This is a genomic window from Dyella thailandensis, from assembly GCF_050749815.1.
Lineage (GTDB): Bacteria > Pseudomonadota > Gammaproteobacteria > Xanthomonadales > Rhodanobacteraceae > Dyella_A.
The window spans coordinates 1,174,379-1,192,214 of record NZ_CP192735.1 but is presented as its reverse complement, the minus strand read 5'-3'; the positions used below and the strand labels follow the sequence as shown (position 1 = coordinate 1,192,214).

The 17,836-nt window shown below is 67.2% G+C and carries 16 protein-coding genes and 1 tRNA gene; 10 read left to right on the top strand and 7 right to left on the bottom strand.

What is annotated here, in order from left to right; genetic code table 11:
• Positions 1-33 precede the first annotated feature (33 nt).
• The 5 genes from ACQVBX_RS05525 to ACQVBX_RS05505 all read left to right on the top strand — a co-directional run bounded on the left by ACQVBX_RS05525 (position 34) and on the right by ACQVBX_RS05505 (position 4,172).
• Complete coding sequence (locus ACQVBX_RS05525) at positions 34-1,071, top strand: agmatine deiminase family protein (RefSeq protein WP_431636981.1); 1,038 nt, start codon at positions 34-36, stop codon at positions 1,069-1,071.
• Between the two features lie 32 nt (positions 1,072-1,103).
• On the top strand, positions 1,104-1,994 hold the full coding sequence (locus tag ACQVBX_RS05520; RefSeq protein ID WP_431636980.1) for a carbon-nitrogen hydrolase: 891 nt from the start codon (positions 1,104-1,106) through the stop codon (positions 1,992-1,994).
• Positions 1,995-2,090: 96 nt separating this feature from the next.
• Positions 2,091-3,338, top strand: a complete 1,248-nt coding sequence (locus tag ACQVBX_RS05515) for a TraB/GumN family protein (protein ID WP_431636978.1) — start codon at positions 2,091-2,093, stop codon at positions 3,336-3,338.
• A 140-nt stretch (positions 3,339-3,478) separates the two neighbouring features.
• Positions 3,479-3,802, top strand: a complete 324-nt coding sequence (locus tag ACQVBX_RS05510; RefSeq protein WP_404633796.1) for a c-type cytochrome — start codon at positions 3,479-3,481, stop codon at positions 3,800-3,802.
• A gap of 19 nt (positions 3,803-3,821) precedes the next feature.
• The gene (locus ACQVBX_RS05505) at positions 3,822-4,172 is read left to right on the top strand and encodes a c-type cytochrome (protein ID WP_431636976.1); all 351 of its coding nucleotides are present in this window, start codon (positions 3,822-3,824) and stop codon (positions 4,170-4,172) included.
• Positions 4,173-4,241: 69 nt separating this feature from the next.
• Here ACQVBX_RS05505 and ACQVBX_RS05500 read toward each other — a convergent pair whose 3' ends face one another.
• Entirely contained in the window at positions 4,242-4,850 is a 609-nt protein-coding gene (locus tag ACQVBX_RS05500) for an NfuA family Fe-S biogenesis protein (protein WP_431636974.1), read from the bottom strand.
• Between the two features lie 154 nt (positions 4,851-5,004).
• On the opposite strand from ACQVBX_RS05500, the gene ACQVBX_RS05495 reads away from it, so the two are divergent.
• A complete protein-coding gene (locus tag ACQVBX_RS05495; protein WP_431636972.1) occupies positions 5,005-5,346 on the top strand; it encodes a 4a-hydroxytetrahydrobiopterin dehydratase in 342 nt (113 codons plus the stop codon).
• 2 nt (positions 5,347-5,348) lie between these two features.
• Positions 5,349-6,806, top strand: a complete 1,458-nt coding sequence (locus tag ACQVBX_RS05490) for a CPBP family glutamic-type intramembrane protease (protein WP_431636970.1) — start codon at positions 5,349-5,351, stop codon at positions 6,804-6,806.
• On the opposite strand, the gene ACQVBX_RS05485 is transcribed toward ACQVBX_RS05490, so the two are convergent.
• The gene (locus ACQVBX_RS05485; protein ID WP_431636968.1) at positions 6,784-7,752 is read right to left on the bottom strand and encodes an RluA family pseudouridine synthase; all 969 of its coding nucleotides are present in this window, start codon (positions 7,750-7,752) and stop codon (positions 6,784-6,786) included. The genes ACQVBX_RS05490 and ACQVBX_RS05485 overlap by 23 nt on opposite strands.
• Before the next feature lie 342 nt (positions 7,753-8,094).
• Here ACQVBX_RS05485 and ACQVBX_RS05480 point away from each other — a divergent pair, with 342 nt between their 5' ends.
• Positions 8,095-11,109, top strand: coding sequence for an Rne/Rng family ribonuclease (locus ACQVBX_RS05480; RefSeq protein WP_431636966.1), 3,015 nt, complete (start codon positions 8,095-8,097; stop codon positions 11,107-11,109).
• Between the two features lie 67 nt (positions 11,110-11,176).
• Here the strand turns inward: ACQVBX_RS05480 and ACQVBX_RS05475 are convergent, their stop codons facing one another.
• On the bottom strand, positions 11,177-11,833 hold the full coding sequence (locus ACQVBX_RS05475) for a response regulator (protein ID WP_431636965.1): 657 nt from the start codon (positions 11,831-11,833) through the stop codon (positions 11,177-11,179).
• Between the two features lie 621 nt (positions 11,834-12,454).
• Here ACQVBX_RS05475 and ACQVBX_RS05470 point away from each other — a divergent pair.
• The gene (locus ACQVBX_RS05470; protein WP_431636963.1) at positions 12,455-13,159 is read left to right on the top strand and encodes a peptidylprolyl isomerase; all 705 of its coding nucleotides are present in this window, start codon (positions 12,455-12,457) and stop codon (positions 13,157-13,159) included.
• A 5-nt stretch (positions 13,160-13,164) separates the two neighbouring features.
• Positions 13,165-13,893 (top strand): UDP-2,3-diacylglucosamine diphosphatase, encoded by a 729-nt coding sequence (locus ACQVBX_RS05465; protein ID WP_431636962.1) that lies wholly within the window; start codon positions 13,165-13,167, stop codon positions 13,891-13,893.
• Between the two features lie 87 nt (positions 13,894-13,980).
• Here ACQVBX_RS05465 and ACQVBX_RS05460 read toward each other — a convergent pair.
• From ACQVBX_RS05460 to ACQVBX_RS05445, 4 genes are all read right to left on the bottom strand, one after another.
• Positions 13,981-14,073 (bottom strand) — tRNA-Ser (locus ACQVBX_RS05460).
• A 70-nt stretch (positions 14,074-14,143) separates the two neighbouring features.
• Entirely contained in the window at positions 14,144-14,350 is a 207-nt protein-coding gene (gene csrA / locus ACQVBX_RS05455; RefSeq protein ID WP_431636961.1) for a carbon storage regulator CsrA, read from the bottom strand.
• A gap of 259 nt (positions 14,351-14,609) precedes the next feature.
• The gene (alaS, locus tag ACQVBX_RS05450) at positions 14,610-17,246 is read right to left on the bottom strand and encodes an alanine--tRNA ligase (RefSeq protein WP_431636959.1); all 2,637 of its coding nucleotides are present in this window, start codon (positions 17,244-17,246) and stop codon (positions 14,610-14,612) included.
• 83 nt (positions 17,247-17,329) lie between these two features.
• Positions 17,330-17,815 carry a regulatory protein RecX gene (locus tag ACQVBX_RS05445; RefSeq protein WP_431636958.1) on the bottom strand — a complete coding sequence of 162 codons (486 nt, stop codon included), beginning with the start codon at positions 17,813-17,815 and terminating at the stop codon, positions 17,330-17,332.
• Positions 17,816-17,836: the final 21 nt, after the last annotated feature.

The window sequence follows — 17,836 nt, the reverse complement described above, 5'->3', positions numbered from 1 at the left end:
GTCTGTGCTTTCTTCGACGTGCGAACTCCCCCGATGAACGACTCAACCCTGCGCCTGCCGGCGGAATGGGAACCGCAGGCCGCGGTGCTGATTGCGTGGCCGCATGCCGACACCGACTGGGCCGAGCGCCTGGCCGCCGTGGAAACGACCTACGCCGCGCTGGCCGCCGCGGTGACGCGCTTCGAATCGCTGGTGATCGTGGTGCCGGATGCAGACGTGCGCAGCCATGCCGAAGCATTGATCCGCACCGCGGGGGCGGACCTGGCGCGCGTGCGCTTCGTCGAGCTGCCGTACGACGACACCTGGCTGCGCGATTCCGGGCCGATCACCCTGCGCGACGGCGCCGACGGTTTCCAGCTCACCGACTTCCGTTTCACCGGCTGGGGCGGCAAGTTCGGCGCCGAGCAGGACGACGCGCTGATCGCCGGACTGGTGCAGGCCGGCGTGTTCGGCCGCGCCGCACACAAGCGCGTGGACTGGGCGCTGGAAGGCGGCGGCGTGGAATCGGACGGCGCGGGCACCGTGCTCACCACCTGGCGCTGCCTCACCCAGCGCCATCCGGAGCAGTCGCGCGAAGAAATGAGCGCGATCCTGCGCGACAGCCTGCACGCCTCGCGCATCCTGTGGCTGGACTTCGGCTACCTCGAAGGCGACGACACCGACGCGCACATCGACACCCTCGCCCGCTTCGCTCCGGGTGACCGCATCGTGTTCCAGGCTTGCGACGACGCCAGCGACCCCCACTTTGAAGAGCTCAAGCGCATGGCCGATGAGCTGGCCGCGCTGCGCACCATGGACGGCAAGCCGTACACGCTCCACCCGCTGCCGTGGGCCAAGCCGATCGTGGATGAAGGCCGCCGCTTGGCGGCGTCGTACGCAAACTACCTGATCGTCAACGGTGCCGTGCTGGTGCCGGCCTACGGCGACGCCGCGGACGACGCGGCGGCGCGCATCATCGGCGAGGCCCATCCGGGCCGCGAGGTGGTGCAGGTGCCGTGTCGCCCGCTGATCTGGCAGAACGGCAGCCTGCACTGCATCACCATGCAGCTGCCGGCCGGCCTTGTTGGCTGACCGACGACGCTCCACGACACAGGATTTTCGACATGACCCGCAAGACCCTCAAGGTGGCCCTGCTGCAGGAAACCCATCGCGGCAGCCGCGACGCCAACCTCGACGCGATCGAGGCCGGCCTGCGCGAGGCCGCCGCCGCCGGCGCGGAGCTCGTGCTGCTGCAGGAGCTGCACAACGGTCCTTACTTCTGCCAACGCGAGTCGGTGGACGAGTTCGACCTGGCCGAGACGATCCCGGGCCACAGCACCGCGCGCATCGGCAAGCTCGCCGAGGAGCTCAAGCTGGTGGTGGTCGCCTCGCTGTTCGAGAAGCGCGCCACCGGGCTGTACCACAACACCGCGGTGGTGTTCGATCGCTCGGCGGCGATCGCCGGCAAGTACCGCAAGATGCACATCCCGGACGATCCGGCGTTCTACGAAAAGTTCTACTTCACCCCAGGCGACCTGGGCTTCGATCCGATCGACACCTCGGTCGGCCGCCTGGGCGTGCTGGTGTGCTGGGACCAGTGGTATCCGGAAGCCGCCCGCCTGATGGCGCTGGCTGGCGCCGAGCTGCTGCTCTACCCCACCGCGATCGGCTGGGATCCGAACGACGCGCAGGACGAGAAGGACCGCCAGCGCGAGGCGTGGGTCACCGTGCAGCGTGGCCATGCGGTCGCCAATGGCCTGCCGCTGCTGTCGTGCAACCGCACCGGCTACGAGGCCGACCCGTCGGGCGTGGGTGCGGGCATCCAGTTCTGGGGCACCAGCTTCGTGGCCGGTCCGCAGGGCGAATTCCTCGGCCGCGCGGGCACCGATGCGCGCGAGCTGCTGATCGTCGAGATCGACATGGCGCGCAGCGAGCACGTGCGGCGCATCTGGCCGTTCCTGCGCGATCGCCGTATCGACGCCTACGGCGACCTGCTCAAGCGATTCCGCGATTGATCGGCGGCACTGGCTGAACCGTGCCGCAGGTCCCGCTTGTCGGGGCGCGGCGCGGTCCCCATGCTTGGACTTCCCCCTGATGGATCTGCCCCGCGCATGAGCCTTGACGCGATTCCCACCGACGCCCTGCGCGAACCCTTGCCCGAGGCACTCGTCGATCAACCGGTCGAGCGCGTGCAGCGCGATGGCGTGGAATATGTGCTGCTGGGCACGGCGCACGTCTCGCGTGCGAGCGTGGATGCGGTGAACGCCATGCTGGCGCACGAGAGCTTCGATGCCGTCGCGATCGAGCTGTGCGAGAGCCGCGCCCAGGGCATGCGCGATCCGGACGCGTTCCGCCAGACCGACCTGTTCCAGGTGATCCGCCAGGGCAAGGCCGGCATGGTGGCGGCGAGCCTGGTGCTGTCCTCGTTCCAGCAGCGCCTGGCCGACCAGTACGGCATCCAGCCCGGCGCCGAGATGAAGGCAGCAATGGACGGCGCCGAAGCGCGTGGCACGCCGCTGTGGGTGGTCGATCGGGATGTGGGCACCACACTCAAGCGGGCCTGGCGCAGCGTGGGGTTCTGGCAGCGTTTTGGCCTGCTGGGCGGATTGCTGGCCAGCGTGTTCGATCGCGAGGACATCGCCGAGCACGAGATCGAGAAGCTCAAGCAGAGCGATCTGCTGGAGAGCGCCTTCAGCGACTTCGCCAGCCAGTCCGAGCCGCTTTACCGCAGCCTGATCGCCGAACGCGACGCCTACATGGCCGCACGACTGCGCGAAGAAGCTGCGCGCGATGCGAGCGGCGAATCGCGCCGCGTGCTGGTAGTGATCGGCGCCGGTCACCTCAAGGGTCTGGCAACCCAGTTGCGCGATGGACAGGACGATCCGGCCACCACCGTCGCCACGCTGGCGCAGACGCCGCCCAAGGCGCGCTGGCCGAAATGGGTGGCCGTTGGGCTGGTGATCGCCGTGTTCGCCTTGATCGCCTACGCCTTCCATCGCAACACGGCGCTGGGTACGCACGTACTGATGAACTGGGTGCTGTTCACCGGCGGCTTCGCTGCCATCGGCGCGCTGGTCGCCGGCGGGCATCCACTGAGCATCGCGGCCGCCTTCGTCGCCGCACCGATCAAGCCGTTCCGCCCCGGCATCCCCGCGGGCGGCATCAGCGCGATGGCCGAGGCCTGGGTGCGCAAGCCGCGCGTGGGCGACTTCGAGACGCTGCGCGACCAGGTCGGCCACTGGAGCGGCTGGTGGAAGAACCGCGTGGCGCGCACCCTGCTCAACTTCTTCCTGGTCAGCGTGGGCACGCTGATCGGCGAGTACAGCGCCGGCATCCACATCCTCAAGAGCCTGTTCTAGAGCGCAAGAACCTGCCGTGCCGAAAGCGGCCGCTGCGGCGGGTCGCCACGGTGCCGCGCGGTTGTCGCTGCTTGTAGCCAACGACTATACTTCCGCGACTTTGTAGCCCTGTACCGGCCGGAATCGTGGGAAAGAACTCAATGACTCGACTGCAACTGCTTGGCCTTGCCGCGGCCGCCGCCCTCTTCACCATCGGCAGCGCACACGCCGAAGGCGACAAGGCCGCCGGGCGCAAGCTCGTCTACACCTGCAACGGTTGCCACGGCGTGGAAGGCTATGCCAACGCCTACCCGGATTATCCGGTGCCGCGCATCGCCGGCCAGAACGAGCAGTACATCATCAATGCGCTGCACGGCTACCAGAGCGGCGAGCGCACCCATCCGACGATGATGGCGCAGGCGCAGAGTCTGTCCGACAAGGACATCGAAGACATCGCCGCGTACCTTTCCAGCCTTGCCAAGTAAGCCGTCCCGAGGATTCCGCATGACCCGTGCGTTCACCCTGCTTTCGTTCGCCGCACTGGCGTTCGCCTCCACGTCGCTGATGGCGACCGGCAATCCCGAGGCCGGCAAGACCAAGGCCGCCGCCTGCTTCGCCTGCCACGGTGCCGACGGCAACGCCGTCGATCCGCAGTACCCGCGCCTGGCCGGCCAGTACAACGCCTACCTGCAGCAGGCGCTGCACGAGTACAAGAACGGCGGTCGCAACAACGCGATCATGAAGGGCTTCGCCGCCACGCTGTCCGACCAGGACATCGAGGACGTCACCGCCTACTTCTCCAGCCTGCCGACCAAGCTCAGCACGCTGCAGGGACATATCCAGGGCGACAAGTAATCCGCCCCGGCAAGTCGCCTGAAAAAAAGCCCGCGCAAGCGGGCTTTTTTGTGCGCGGGCGACCCGGCCTCAGCCGATCGCCGACCGACCCTGCTTGCCTTCGTAGTACGGCTTGGCGCCGCTGGCGTGATCGGTGGCATCGCGCACTGCCGACACTTCCGGCACGCGCTCGCGCAGGGTCTTCTCCACGCCCTGCTTGAGCGTGACGTCGACCATCCCGCAGCCGTGGCAGCCGCCGCCGAACTGCAGCATCACCACGCCGTCGGCGTCGATTTCGCGCAGGCTCACGCGACCACCATGCGAGGCCAGCCGGGGGTTGATCTCCGCCTCCAGCACGTACTGCACCCGCTCGATCAGGCCGGCATCCGCGCCCGGCTGCTGTCCCTTGATGCCGGGCGCCCGGATGTTGAGCTGGCCGCCCGTGGCATTGGGCTCGTAGTCGATGCTGGCGTTGTCCAGCCAGCGCGCACTGTCGCCCTCGACGTAGAAATGGAAGCCGGCGCATTCGATCGTCCATTCGTTGCCGGTGAGGTCGGCGCGCTCGCAGAACTCCAGCTCGCAGTTCGCTGCCGGCGTGCCGGCATCCACCACCCGCAGGCGGATGCCCAGGCCGTCGGTGCCCTGCTGGGCGAGAAGCTTGAGAAAGTGCTGCTGGGCGCGCTCGGAAATGTCGATCATGAAGACTCCATCGAAGCCATGACCGCTCCGGAATCGGGGCGGCCGAGGAAACAGCACCATTTTAGTACTGTTTCGCTCCGCCTGCGCGCTTTGACATTTGCCGGCGCAGCTTCGACCCTTCGCATCCCGCACGAAACCTGCACTGGAGACCCGCATGAATTCGACCGACCTGGCCCATGAGCACTGCGTTGCGCGCAAGGGCAGCGAGCATGCGCTGAGCGCGGAGCAAGTCGCGCAGTTGCTCGCCGCACTGCCGGGCTGGTCGACGACCCAGGGCGGCAAGGCGATCGTGAAGGATTTCCGCTTCGATGACTTCCACCGCACGCTCGGTTTCATCAACGCCGTGGGTTTCATGGCCAACCAGCAGGATCACCACCCGGACCTCGAGGCCGGCTACGGCCACTGTCAGGTCTTGTGGTCGACCCACGACGTGGGTGGGCTGTCGCGAAACGACTTCATCTGCGCGGCAAAGGTCGAAGCGCTGCTCGCGCGCTGATCGTGACGCCCTCCGCCCGCGGCGTGGCTGTCGCGACCGGCTGGCTGCTCGCCGTGGTGGTCGCGTTGCTGGCGTTCCGGCTGCTGGCCTCGGCGCTCACGACACGCTACCTCGCGCAGGAGGCCCGCAGCGAGCTGGCCGTGTTGCGGGCCGGCCAGCCGCTCTGGCGGTGGCGCTTTCTCAGTCCAGAGGATTTCGTGGCCGGCCGCGCCTTCGGTCCGGCCCGCACGCGTGCCGTCGACGGCGGCGTCGAGGTAACCAGCCTGGACGGAACAGCGTTCGAGCTGGGGCTGCCGATCGCGCGCGGGCTGGATCTGCTCCATTGGCCCCTCCTCCGGCTCGACCGTGCCGCCGCACAGCCGGTCACCCTGCAGGTGGTCTGGCAGACGACGGGACAACCGGCCTGCCTGAGTGCGCCGATCGTCTGGCGTGGTACGCGGATCGACGTCGACCTGCGCTCCATCAATACGACGACCACCCCGTGCGCACCCGTCAACCGGGCCGACATGTTGCGCCTGCGCATCACGATGCCGCGCGGCCAGCGCCTGCTGTTGGACGATGCAGCCCTCCTCGCTCCCGATCCGCTGGCTCTCGTTCCGCCGCAGCCGGCGCTGGACGGCTCATCCGCGGCCGATTCAGCCAATCCAGCACCGGCTGTACCCATCGTGCGATTGGCCGCCATGGCAAGTGCGGAGCAGTTGCTCGCCCGCCGCGACGCCGCCGTGGCTTGGCGCCCAGCCGCCATCGTGGTCGCCGGCGACGCGTCGCTGAGGAAGCCACCAAGAGAGCCGCTGCCTCCCTGGCTCTCCTGGCTCGGCGTGGGCGCCTATGTGCTGGTGCTTTGCTGGCTTGCCCGGCGCCCCCGCCCGGCATGGCAGACCTTGCTGGCCGGCCTGCTCGGCCCGGTGATTTTGGTAGCCGGGCTGCAATGGGGGCAACGTCCCACGCTGGCTGGAGTGACCGGGTTCGCTTCCGCGCTGATCTTTGCGGCGTACACCCAGCGCGCAGGCCGGTCGGCGGACTGGCGCTGGATCGGTCCGTGGCGCTCGGTGGCGTGGTGGTGGCCGCTCGCCCTGGTGCCAGCGGCGCTGCTGGTGTGCCTGCTGTGGGGCCATGCATCGGATCCCACGCCGCCGCGCCGCGCCCTGGTCTATCTCGGCTGGGCCGCGTTGCAGCAGTGGCTGATCCTGGGCTTTGCGCTGGGCCAGCTGGAGAAATTCCTGCCCGTCCGGTGGGCCGTGCTGGCTGCCGCGCTGGCCTTTGCGTTGCTGCACGTCCCCAACGGCGCACTGATGCATCTGTGCTTTCTCGCCGAGCTGTGGTGGGCCTGGTGCTTTGTGCAGCAGCGGAGCTTGTTGCCGATTGCCCTGGCCCACGCCGCCTGCGCCTTGGTGGTGGGCGCCGGCCTGATCGGCAATGGCTTGCGCTCGCTCGAGGTTAGCGCACGCTTTTTCCTTTAGAAGCAATAGTTTCCAGAAACTTCCTCAGGTCATCTGGCAGCGGCGCCGAGAAGCTGTACGAGCGCCCGTCCAGCTCGAAACTCATGTGGGAGGCGTGCAGGAACAGGCGCTGCAGCCCCAGCTCACGGAAGCGCTTGTTGGCCTCGCGATCACCGTATTTCGGGTCGCCGGCAAGGGGATGGCCGATGTGGGCGGCGTGCACGCGAATCTGATGAGTGCGCCCGGTACCCAGCGTCGCCTGCATCAGGCGGGCGCCCGGATACTGTTCGATCTCACGGAAAAAAGTGAGCGACGGCTTGCCGTTATCGGACACTCTTACCATACGTTCTCCGCCCTGAAGCACAAACTTGGCGAGCGGTGCATTGACGTCGAACCGGGCCTTGGACGGGTGCCCCACCATCAGGCAGAGGTACTGCTTGACCACCTGGTTGTCGCGAATGGCCGCCTGCAGGCCGGTCAGCCCGGCGCGGGTCTTGGCAAACACCAGCACGCCACTGGTATCGCGATCCAGCCGGTGCACCAGCTCGAGGTGATCGTTCGGGCGCGCTGCCCGCATCAGCTCGATCGCCCCGTGGCTGACCCCGCTGCCGCCGTGGCTGGCCATGCCGGTGGGCTTGTCGATCACCAGGAAATGCTTGTCCTCGAAGATCACCGCTTCCGCGGCCGAGGCCATCTGGCCCGGACTCGGCCCTTGTGTCTCAGGACGCTCTGCGACGCGGACGGGCGGAATGCGCAACATGTCACCCGCCGTGAGACGAGTGTCGGGCTTGGCCCGCTTGCCGTTCACCCGCACCTGCCCGGTACGCAGGATGCGGTAGATCATGCTCTTGGGGACCCCTTTGAGCAGGGTCATCAGGGCGTTGTCGATCCGCTGCCCGTCTCGCTCCGGGCCGATCTCGACTTGACGCACCCCTTGAGATACGTCGGGGGAAGTTACCGTCTGCATTGAAAAAAATCCGCTTCGATAGGATACTCGGCCGGCGCTTTGCCCGTGTCCGATCAGCTCGATCGGACCGGCCCGTCCGTCACGTCGGTGAGGATTGCGCCGGCCGCCTTCCCCGGGCATCCGGTCGCTGCTCCCTTTCATCGTAACGGTTCGGATTGCGGTTTGTCCGATCGGCCTGCGCCGTGTCGGCGATTCGCGGCGTAGTGACCAGGAATCATCGCCGGCACCCGGACTGGTGCCGTACTTTTGCCGCTTGACCGCAGCGGCGCGATCCCCGGCAGGCCGCCCCCAGTGGCGCCACCGAGGCACGCGACGCGCGGCAAGCTGAAGGAAAACAACACAATGAAACGCATGTTGATCAACGCAACTCAGCGTGAAGAGTTGCGCGTGGCCATCGTCGATGGCCAGACCCTGTACGACCTCGACATCGAGATCCCCTCCCGCGAGCAGAAGAAGGCCAACATCTACAAGGGCCGCATCACTCGCGTCGAAGCCTCCCTCGAAGCATGCTTCATCGACTACGGCGCCGAGCGCCACGGCTTCCTGCCGATCAAGGAAATCGCCCGCGAGTACTTCACCCCGGGCCTGGACCCGAACAAGGCGAACATCCGCGAGCTGCTGAAGGAAGGCCAGGAGCTGGTCGTCCAGGTGGAAAAGGAAGAGCGCGGCAACAAGGGCGCGGCGCTGACCACCTTCATCAGCCTGGCCGGCCGCTACATGGTGCTGATGCCGAACAACCCGAAGGCGGGCGGCGTCTCGCGCCGTATCGAGGGTGAAGACCGGCAGGCGCTGAAGGAAGCGCTGGATCATCTCAACGTGCCCGACGACGTCGGCCTGATCGTGCGCACCGCCGGCATGGGCCGCGACGCCGAAGAACTGCAGTGGGACCTGGACTACCTGCTCACCCTGTGGCGCTCGATCTCCGAAGCGGCCAGCAAGCAGAAGGCGCCGTTCCTGATCTATCAGGAATCGAAGCTGTTCATCCGCGCCCTGCGCGACTACCTGCGCAACGACATCGGCGAAATCCTCATCGACGGAGAGTCGCTGTACAACGACGCGCGCGAGTTCATGCAGCAGGTGATGCCCAACGCCCTGCGCAAGCTCAAGCTTTACAAGGACGACACCCCGCTGTTCTCGCGCTACCAGATCGAAACCCAGATCGAGAGCGCGTTCGACCGCCAGGTGCGCCTGCCGTCCGGCGGCTCGATCGTGATCGACCAGACCGAAGCGCTCACCGCGATCGACATCAACTCGGCCAAGGCGACCAAGGGCGGCGACATCGAGGAAACCGCGTTCAACACGAACTGCGAGGCGGCGGTGGAAATCGCCCGCCAGTTGCGCATTCGTGACGCCGGCGGCCTGATCGTCATCGACTTCATCGATATGGACAGCCCGCGCCACCAGCGTGAGGTTGAGGAGAAGCTGAAGGACGCGCTGAAGCTCGATCGTGCCCGCGTGCAGATCGGCCGCATTTCGCGCTTCGGCCTGCTGGAGATGTCGCGTCAGCGCCTGCGCCCGTCGCTGGGCGAGGCGACCCAGGTGGTCTGCCCGCGCTGCGAGGGCCATGGCCACATCCGCGGCATCGAATCGCTGTCGCTGTCCACGCTGCGCCTGATCGAAGAGCACGCGATGAAGGACAACACCGGCCAGGTGCTGGTGCAGGCGCCGCCGCAGGTGGCTAACTTCATGCTCAACGAAAAGCGCGCCAGCGTGGTCGAGATCGAGCTGCGCAACAAGGTCCACGTGGTGATCGTGGCCGACGACAAGCTTGAGACGCCGCACATCCAGATCCAGCGGATCAAGGAAGCGGAGATGGGCGAGCACAGCAAGCCCAGCTACGAGCGCCTCACTGCCGTCGAAGCGTCGCCGATTCCCAAGATGGGGCAGACGCTGGGCAGCAGCGAGCAGCCGGCGGTGAGCGGCGTGGTGCATTCGTCGCCCGCACCGGTGCGTGAAGAGACGGTCGCCCCCGCCCCGGTGGCGCCGGCCCCGCGTCGTGCCCAGGCACCGGCCGCGGCCGCCCCGGCGCCGTCCTCCGGTGGCATCCTGTCTCGTCTGCTCGGCTGGTTCCGTGGCGCCGAGGAAACGTCGGACAAGACGGCAGCTACCTCGCCGAAGGAAACATCCAACCGTCGCCAGCAGGCTCCACGCCGTGACGAGCGGGGTCGCGCGAATCAGCCCGGTGGCGCTTCCGCCAATCGCGGCGGTGCCCCGGCGGGCCGTCGCGAGCCCGGTAACCGCGGCAACGCCAATGCGTCGGGTGCGTCGTCCGGCAAGGGCGGCAACCGCCAGCGCGGTGAACAGTCATCCGGCGGCCAGGCGCGTCAGGCTCAGGCCGCCGCCACGCCGCGGCAGGAACAACGCCCGGCGCGCGCGGCCCAGCCGCCCCAGCGCGAGGACAAGGCCGCGAAGGCCGACGTCAGCCTGACGCCACCGGCGTCGCCGCGCCCCGAGCGCCAGCCGCAGCCGGCACGAACCACTCCACCCACCGAGCGGGTCAGCGACGAGCCGAAGCCGGCCGCGACCGACGCAGCCACGGTCGCAGCTGCGGTCGCGGCCACGCCAGGCAACACCCAGCCGGACGGCACGAGTGAGGCAGAGGGCGGTGGTGCGCGCCGCCGTCGTGGCCGCCGCGGCGGACGCCGTCGCCGTCGTCAGGACGAGAATGGCGCAGCGACGTCCGCCGACGCCTCGCTGCAGGCCAAGGCACTGGATGACGAGGACCGCGATGACGCGGCCGGCGACGAGGCCGAGGAGACCTCGGCCAAGACCACGCCGAACCCGACGCCTGCCGCGCCTGCCCAGCCGCGCAGCGCATCGATCCCGGCCGCCGCCGCAGCTGTTGTTGTGTCGGAATCGGGCGCCGAGCAGAAGTCCGAGCCTGTCACTGCGGCCGCGCCTGCGCCGGCTGTCACGCCTGCCCCCACGCCCGCCGCAGCGGAGAATCCGCCCGAGCAGCGCCCGGCAGCGGTGATGCCCGCGTCGTTCAACCTGCCCGTGCTGCCGCCGATCCCCGATCCGGTGGTGGCCGAGGGTGAGCCGGCCGCAGAAGCGCCGGAAGCGTCGGCTGACGAGGTGAAGATCGCCGCGCCATCGACGACTTCGTTGCCGGTCACGTCGGCGGCGGAGCGCGCGGAACCGACCGAGCCACCTGCACCGCCTGCACCGCCGCAGCCGCTGACCACCGCGGAGCCCCCGGCAGCCGTCGCCGAGCCCGCGACCGCGCCGGCCTCTCAGCCGTCCCAGGGCGATCTGCTGGCCGCCACGAAGGAGCACCTGGCAAGCGCCGATGCCGAGTCCGTGGAAAACGAGCCGACCGAAGAGCCCCGCAAGCGGGACGATTCCACGGCAAGTTGATCGATCGGCTTCAGCCACAAAAAAACCGGGCCAAGGCCCGGTTTTTTTGTGCGCCCGTCAAAGTTCGTCAGGCATTTGCATGCTGCTGGTTGGCCGTATCGATCAGCCCGTGCACCGCCATCAGGTGGGCAAGGCTGATCACGTGATCCACGTTGAGCTTCTCCATCAGGCGCTGCTTGTAAGTGGAAACCGTCTTGGGGCTGAGATTGAGCTGCTCGCCGATGAGCGTCAGCGGCTTGCCGCGCACCAGCATCATGGCGACCTCCAGTTCGCGGCTGGAAAGCACGTCGAACGGCGATTCGCTGCCGTCCAGAGTGGCCAGGGCCAGCTGCTGCGCCACCGCTGGCGCGAGGTAGCGGCGCCCGGTCGCCACCTGACGCACAGCCGCCAGCAACTCCTCGGCCGAACATCCCTTGGTGAGATAGCCCAGCGCACCGGCATCGAGCAGGCGTTTGGGAAAGCGGGCGTCATCGACCACGGTGACGATGACGATGTGGGTGTTGAGCTTGGACCGACAGACGCGCTCGGTCAGTTCGATACCGCTCATGCCCGGCATGTGGACGTCCACCAGCGCGATATCCGGTGCCAGCGTGCGAATGAGGCGAAGCCCCTCCTCCGCCGTTCCCGCCTCGCCGCGAATGCGGATGTCAGGCTGCTGCTGCAGGATCATCCGGAAGCCGGTGCGGACCAGCTCATGATCGTCCACCAGAACAATATTGATCACTTCGTACCCTCCTTGGGCGGCGCAGGGGCGTCGTCGTGCCCGTGCATGATAGGCGCGTTCGCGCCGGCTGACAGCCGGGGCCTACCTGCCCCGGCACTTGAAACCTGAAAAATGGCGGCCCCGCCTCACTTGGCTGAATTCCCCTTGCCACCGAAACCGTGAGAGTGCCATCAGGGCAGCGTTGTCGCCGTCAGAACATGCCTACAACAGGCGTGCGCGAACACCGGTCTACTCGACCGGCTCGCGCCCGGGCAACCCTTCACCCAAAATCCGTCACAAACCGCTTAGCCGTCGACCGGCCACTCCAGGTTCTGTCGTCGCGCCAGCTCATCCCCGCGACGGGTTCGCGCCTCGGAGCACCAGGAAACAAGATCGTGTCTGACAGTCGCCGTCTCTTGCGACGTGGGCGAGTCCTTGCGTCCCCCCAGCATCCCTGCAAACAACCGCAGTCCGCGTCGCAACGCGAAGTGCGTATTCATCGTTTGCATGTCGAATCTCCACAGCTGCCCCTGCGCAGCCGCAAATTCATGCTAGCAACCCTTCACGCCTTGTGCACGCCGCGATGCACCCCGGTGACGTGGGCCGCGTATCATGGGCCGATCTTCTGCATGCACGAGTCCCATGTTCAAAGCCTGCCTGCTTTCCCTGCTGTTGCTCACACCCATCGCATTGCGCGCCCAGAGCGCGGCCAAGGATGCTCCCGCGCCGCCGGCACCGGCTCCCCAGGTCGTACTGCACACGAGCCAAGGTGACATCACGCTGGAGCTGTATCCGGACAAGTCGCCCAAAAGCGTGGCTAACTTCCTCCAGTACGTGCGTGACGGCTTCTACGCGGGCACCGTGTTCCATCGCGCCATTCCCGGTTATCTGGTGCAAGGCGGCCTTTATACGCGCGATCTGCAGCCCCGCCGCACCCGCCCGGCCATCGCCAGCGAGGCGGACAACGGCCTGTCCAATCTGCGCGGCACGGTGGCGGTGGCTCGCGGTGCCGATCCCAACTCGGGAACCTCGCAGTTCTTCTTCAACCTCGTGGACAACCGCCGGCTGGATTTCGTAGGCAGCCAGAGCGGTCTGACCTGGGGCTACGCGGTGTTCGGCAAGGTGATCAAGGGCATGGACGTGGTCGACAAGATCGCCGCCCTGCCGACCCGCGCGCTCGGCCCTTTCGCCGGCGACGTGCCCAATCCCATCGTGGTGATCACCGGTGCCGAGGTGGTAGGCGACGCCGCGCCCGCGAGCACCGTTGGAGGCGCGCCCGCTTCGACAGCGGCTCCCGCCAAAAGCGCGCAGACGGCCAAGAAGACCAAGCCCGCCGCGAAGGGCTGACATCGATGGCCACGGTACTCATTTCCGACCTGCATCTGGACGACAGTCGGCCGCAGATCACCGCCTTGTTCGAACGCCTGCTCGCCAGCGCACAGGTACGTGCGGCCAGCGCGCTGTACATCCTCGGTGACCTGGTGGAAGCGTGGATCGGCGACGACGATGACGCCGAACTTCCCGGCCGCATCGCGGCAGCCACGCGGGGCGTGAGGGAGAGCGGCGTGCCGGTGTACTTCATCGCCGGAAACCGCGACTTCCTCATTGGTGAAGCGTTTGCGCAACGCGCCGGCATGACCTTGCTCGACGATGGCACCGTGCATGACATCGAGGGGTGTCGCACCTTGCTGATGCACGGCGATGTGCTGTGCACCGATGACACCGCCTATCAGGCGGTTCGTCGCCAGGTGCGCCAGCCGCAGTGGCAGGCGCAGATCCTCGCCATGCCACTGCAAGCCCGTCGCGCATTTGCAGCCAAGGCGCGTGAGGACAGTCGTGCACACACGGGCAGCACCATGGAAACCATCATGGACGTCAATGACGAGGCCGTCGCCCAGGCCATGCGTGCCGCCGGGGTCACTCGCTTGATCCATGGCCATACCCATCGGCCGGCCATCCATCGCTTCGATCTGGACGGCCATATGGCCGAGCGCATCGTGCTTGGCGACTGGTACGAGCAGGGCTCGCTGCTGCGCGTCACGCGCGAGGGCGTCGAGCTGGCGGGCCTGCCGACGCAGTAACGGCGCCCCTTCGGCGGATGCGCAGAGCGCGTGTGAAACGACGCCCAGAAAACGCAAAACGCCCCACGAAGGGGCGTTTTGCGTAACTGGCGGAGAGAGAGGGATTCGAACCCTCGATAAGGCTTTTGACCCTATACTCCCTTAGCAGGGGAGCCCCTTCGGCCTCTCGGGCATCTCTCCGTATTTGTCCGCATTGCTGCGGAGCCGGCAAGGATACTGACCGACGTGGTCGAGGTAAAGCCTTGTGTGCTTATTCGGCGGTATTTTCGCCCGAGCCTGCGGCCCCGGACTCGTTCTCGCCTTTGATCCGCTGATAGATTTCTTCGCGATGCACCGAGACGTTCTTGGGCGCATTGATGCCTATACGCACCTGATTGCCCTTGACGCCGAGAACGGTGACGGTCACCTCGTCACCGATCATCAGGGTTTCACCGACCCGACGGGTCAGAATCAACATGATTTGCTACTCCATAGAATGGTGTGGTTACAGGCCATCTGACTGGCAAGACCTCACCCCTGAGTCTGCCAACAGTTCGACGACGGTTTCCGTCGAAGGCCTTTCCGCCTTCCCCGGCTTCAGCCAAGGCGAACAACTTGTCTTGGCAGGCAGTGCCACCGCAACCAGTGACACCGGCAATCCATTGATACTAGCCGAGCGCTGGTAAACCGCGCAATCGACTTTTGGCGGGCGATCGGGGCCGTTCAGCCCCCTTAGATCAACCGGCCAGACGCGCCCCCACCCATGCCGGCAACGCATCGAGCAAAGCGGGCAACTGAGACGTGTCGCTGCCGCCGCCCTGCGCCATATCGGGCCGGCCGCCACCCTTGCCATCGATCTGCGCGGCCACGTGAGCCACCACATCGCCGGCCTTGATCCGCCCCAGCGCCTTGCCGTGCACGCCAGCCACCAGGGAGGCGCGACCGTCCGCCGCACCCGCCAGCAGAATCACGCAGTCGCCAAGCTGCTGCTTCAACTGGTCCACGCTGTCTCGCAGAGCCTTGGCGTCGAGCCCTTCCAGTCGCGCAGCAACCACCTTGATGCCGTCCACGTCCCGCGCCGCTCCGGCCAGATCAGCGGTGGCGGAACCGGCAGCCTTGGCCCGCAACGATTCCAGCTCGCGCTCGAGCTTTTTCTGCTTGTCGAACAGCTGGCGCAGCTTGTCCACCACCTCGTCGCCACTGCCGGAGAGCAGCTGCGCCAGTTCGCCCAGACGACGCTCCTCGTCGGCGACATGAGCCAGCGCCCCGGCACCGGTGACCGCCTCGATGCGGCGTACACCCGAGGCCACGCCGGCCTCGCTGACGATCTTGAACAGGCCGATGTCACCGGTGCGGCCCACGTGCGTGCCACCGCACAGCTCGGTGGAGAAATCACCCATCTTGAGCACGCGCACCTCGTCGCCGTACTTCTCGCCGAACAGCGCCATGGCGCCGAAGGCGATCGCCTCGTCGTAGCCCATGTTGTGCACCTCGGCCGGCGCATTGCGGCGCACCTCGGCGTTCACCAGCGCCTCCACCTCGGCGAGTTCGTCTCGGCTCATCGGCTTGAAGTGGGCGAAGTCGAAGCGCAGCCGCTCCGGTGCCACCAGCGAGCCCTTCTGCGTGACGTGCTCACCGAGCACCTTGCGCAGCGCGGCATGCAACAGATGCGTGGCCGAATGGTTGAGCACGGTGGACTGGCGACGCGCCTCATCCACTTGCGCGCTGAGCGTGTCGCCGCGGCGCAGCGGCGACGTTCCACGCCACGTGCCGGCATGACCGAAGAACACGCCGCCCATCTTGAGCGTGTCCGATACCTCGAACGTCCCGCCCGGCGCGACCAGCGCGCCGGTGTCGCCCACCTGGCCGCCGGACTCGGCGTAGAACGGCGTGCGATCCAGGATCACCAGCCCTTCCTCACCCTGCGCCAACTGATCGAACTGCTTGCCGCCGCGCACGATGCCAACCACCTTGACTCCGTCGGCCGCCAGTGCGTCATAGCCGAGGAACACGGTGGGCTTGAGCTCGCTGGCCAGGTCCGCCGGCATCAGCCCCTTGGCTTCGAACTTGCCCGCCGCACGGGCGCGTTCGCGCTGCTCGTTCATGGCCTGCTCGAAGCCGTCCATGTCCACTTCCATGCCGCGTTCGCGGGCGATGTCGGCAGTTAGGTCGACCGGGAAACCATACGTGTCGTATAGGCGGAAGGCGTCGACGCCGGGAATGATCTTGCCGGCCTTGCCCGCCACCTCGTCGAACACGCGCATACCGTGCTCGAGCGTCTCGCCGAAGCGCTGCTCCTCGGTGCGCAGTGCGTCTTCGATGAATGCCTGCTTCGACGCCAGCTCCGGATAGGCGTCGCCCATCTCCAGCACCAGCGGCGCGACCATCTTCCAGAAGAAGTCGCCGCGCACGCCGAGCATCCAGCCGTGGCGCAGGGCGCGACGGATGATCCGTCGCAGCACGTAGCCGCGGCCCTCATTGGACGGCAGCACGCCGTCGACGATCAGGAACGAGCACGCGCGGATGTGGTCGGCGATCACCCGCAGCGATTTGTTGGCCAAGTCGGTGGTGCCGGTGAACTCGCCGGCCTTGCGGATCAGGTGCTCGAACAGGTCGATCTCGTAGTTCGAATGCACGTGCTGCAACACGGCGGCCAGGCGCTCCAGGCCCATGCCGGTATCCACGCAGGGCGCCGGCAGCGGGCTCAGCGTGCCGTCCGGCGCGCGGTCGAACTGCATGAACACGAGGTTCCAGATCTCGATGTAGCGGTCGCCATCCTCGTCCGGCGACCCGGGCGGGCCACCGGCCACGTCCGGACCGTGGTCGTAGAAGATCTCGGTGCACGGACCGCATGGGCCGGTGTCGGCCATCTGCCAGAAGTTGTCCGAGGCAAACGGCGCGCCCTTGTTGTCGCCGATGCGCACGATGCGCTCGGCCGGCACGCCGACTTCCTTGTTCCAGATGTCGAAGGCCTCGTCGTCGGTGTGGTAGACGGTGACCCACAGCTTGTCCGCCGGCAGCTTGAACACGTCGGTGAGCAGCTCCCACGCCCACACGATCGCCTCGCGCTTGAAGTAGTCGCCGAACGACCAGTTGCCCAGCATCTCGAAGAAGGTGTGGTGGCGCGCGGTATAGCCCACGGCGTCCAGGTCGTTGTGCTTGCCGCCGGCGCGCAGGCAGCGCTGCACGTCGGCCGCGCGCACGTACGGCAACTTCTCGCTTCCCAGGAACACGTTCTTGAACGGCACCATCCCGGAGTTGGTGAACAGCAGCGTCGGATCGCTGGACGGCACCAGCGAGGCGGACGGCACGATCGCGTGGTCCTTGGCGCGGAAGAATTCGAGGAAGGCGGAGCGAATGTCAGCGGTTTTCATGCGGGCTTCTGGCGATGGGGCCATCGAAAAATCCGACGGCTGAAACAAGGCCACGCCGCGGCGACGCCGCGTCGACCGCACCCTCAGTCGTCGTCGGCGTCATCCACTTCGGCGTGGGTAACGCTACGTACTGTGGCGGCGGAAAAGCCGCGACGCAAGAGGAACTGCGCCCGTTTGGTGCGCTCGGCGAAGTCCGCCGCGGCCTTGCCGCCGTAGCGTTTGCGCAGCTGTGCGGCGGCGCTGGCATGCCAGTCGACCTCGGCATCCTCCAGCAACTGCCGGGCGGTGGCGTCGTCCACGCCGTGGGTCTTCAGCTCCATCCGGATGCGCACCGGGCCGTAGCCCTGGCCGGCGCGATTGCGCACCAGCATGCCGGCGAACCGCTCGTCGTCCTGGTAGCGCTGCTCGCCCAGGCGGTCGAGCGCATCATCGGCCTCGTCCGGCTCGTAGCCGCCCTGCCCCAGCTTGCGCTTGAGCTCGCGCCGGGACTGCTCCCGACGCGCTAACAGGCCCAGCGCCTTGTCGTAGGCGCTGGGCTTGGGACGATCGTTGTCGTTGCGCCGCTTCATCCGGATCGGGATGCCTGGCGC

Excerpts from the sequence above, each read along its gene's own strand:
- ACQVBX_RS05525 (WP_431636981.1), top strand. The coding sequence starts at position 34 with ATGAACGACTCAACCCTGCGCCTGCCGGCGGAATGGGAACCGCAGGCC.
- ACQVBX_RS05520 (WP_431636980.1), top strand. The coding sequence starts at position 1,104 with ATGACCCGCAAGACCCTCAAGGTGGCCCTGCTGCAGGAAACCCATCGC.
- ACQVBX_RS05515 (WP_431636978.1), top strand. The coding sequence starts at position 2,091 with ATGAGCCTTGACGCGATTCCCACCGACGCCCTGCGCGAACCCTTGCCC.
- ACQVBX_RS05510 (WP_404633796.1), top strand. The coding sequence starts at position 3,479 with ATGACTCGACTGCAACTGCTTGGCCTTGCCGCGGCCGCCGCCCTCTTC.
- ACQVBX_RS05505 (WP_431636976.1), top strand. The coding sequence starts at position 3,822 with ATGACCCGTGCGTTCACCCTGCTTTCGTTCGCCGCACTGGCGTTCGCC.
- ACQVBX_RS05500 (WP_431636974.1), bottom strand. The coding sequence starts at position 4,850 with ATGATCGACATTTCCGAGCGCGCCCAGCAGCACTTTCTCAAGCTTCTC.
- ACQVBX_RS05495 (WP_431636972.1), top strand. The coding sequence starts at position 5,005 with ATGAATTCGACCGACCTGGCCCATGAGCACTGCGTTGCGCGCAAGGGC.
- ACQVBX_RS05485 (WP_431636968.1), bottom strand. The coding sequence starts at position 7,752 with ATGCAGACGGTAACTTCCCCCGACGTATCTCAAGGGGTGCGTCAAGTC.
- ACQVBX_RS05480 (WP_431636966.1), top strand. The coding sequence starts at position 8,095 with ATGAAACGCATGTTGATCAACGCAACTCAGCGTGAAGAGTTGCGCGTG.
- ACQVBX_RS05470 (WP_431636963.1), top strand. The coding sequence starts at position 12,455 with ATGTTCAAAGCCTGCCTGCTTTCCCTGCTGTTGCTCACACCCATCGCA.
- ACQVBX_RS05465 (WP_431636962.1), top strand. The coding sequence starts at position 13,165 with ATGGCCACGGTACTCATTTCCGACCTGCATCTGGACGACAGTCGGCCG.
- csrA (WP_431636961.1), bottom strand. The coding sequence starts at position 14,350 with ATGTTGATTCTGACCCGTCGGGTCGGTGAAACCCTGATGATCGGTGAC.
- alaS (WP_431636959.1), bottom strand. The coding sequence starts at position 17,246 with ATGAAAACCGCTGACATTCGCTCCGCCTTCCTCGAATTCTTCCGCGCC.
- ACQVBX_RS05445 (WP_431636958.1), bottom strand. The coding sequence starts at position 17,815 with ATGAAGCGGCGCAACGACAACGATCGTCCCAAGCCCAGCGCCTACGAC.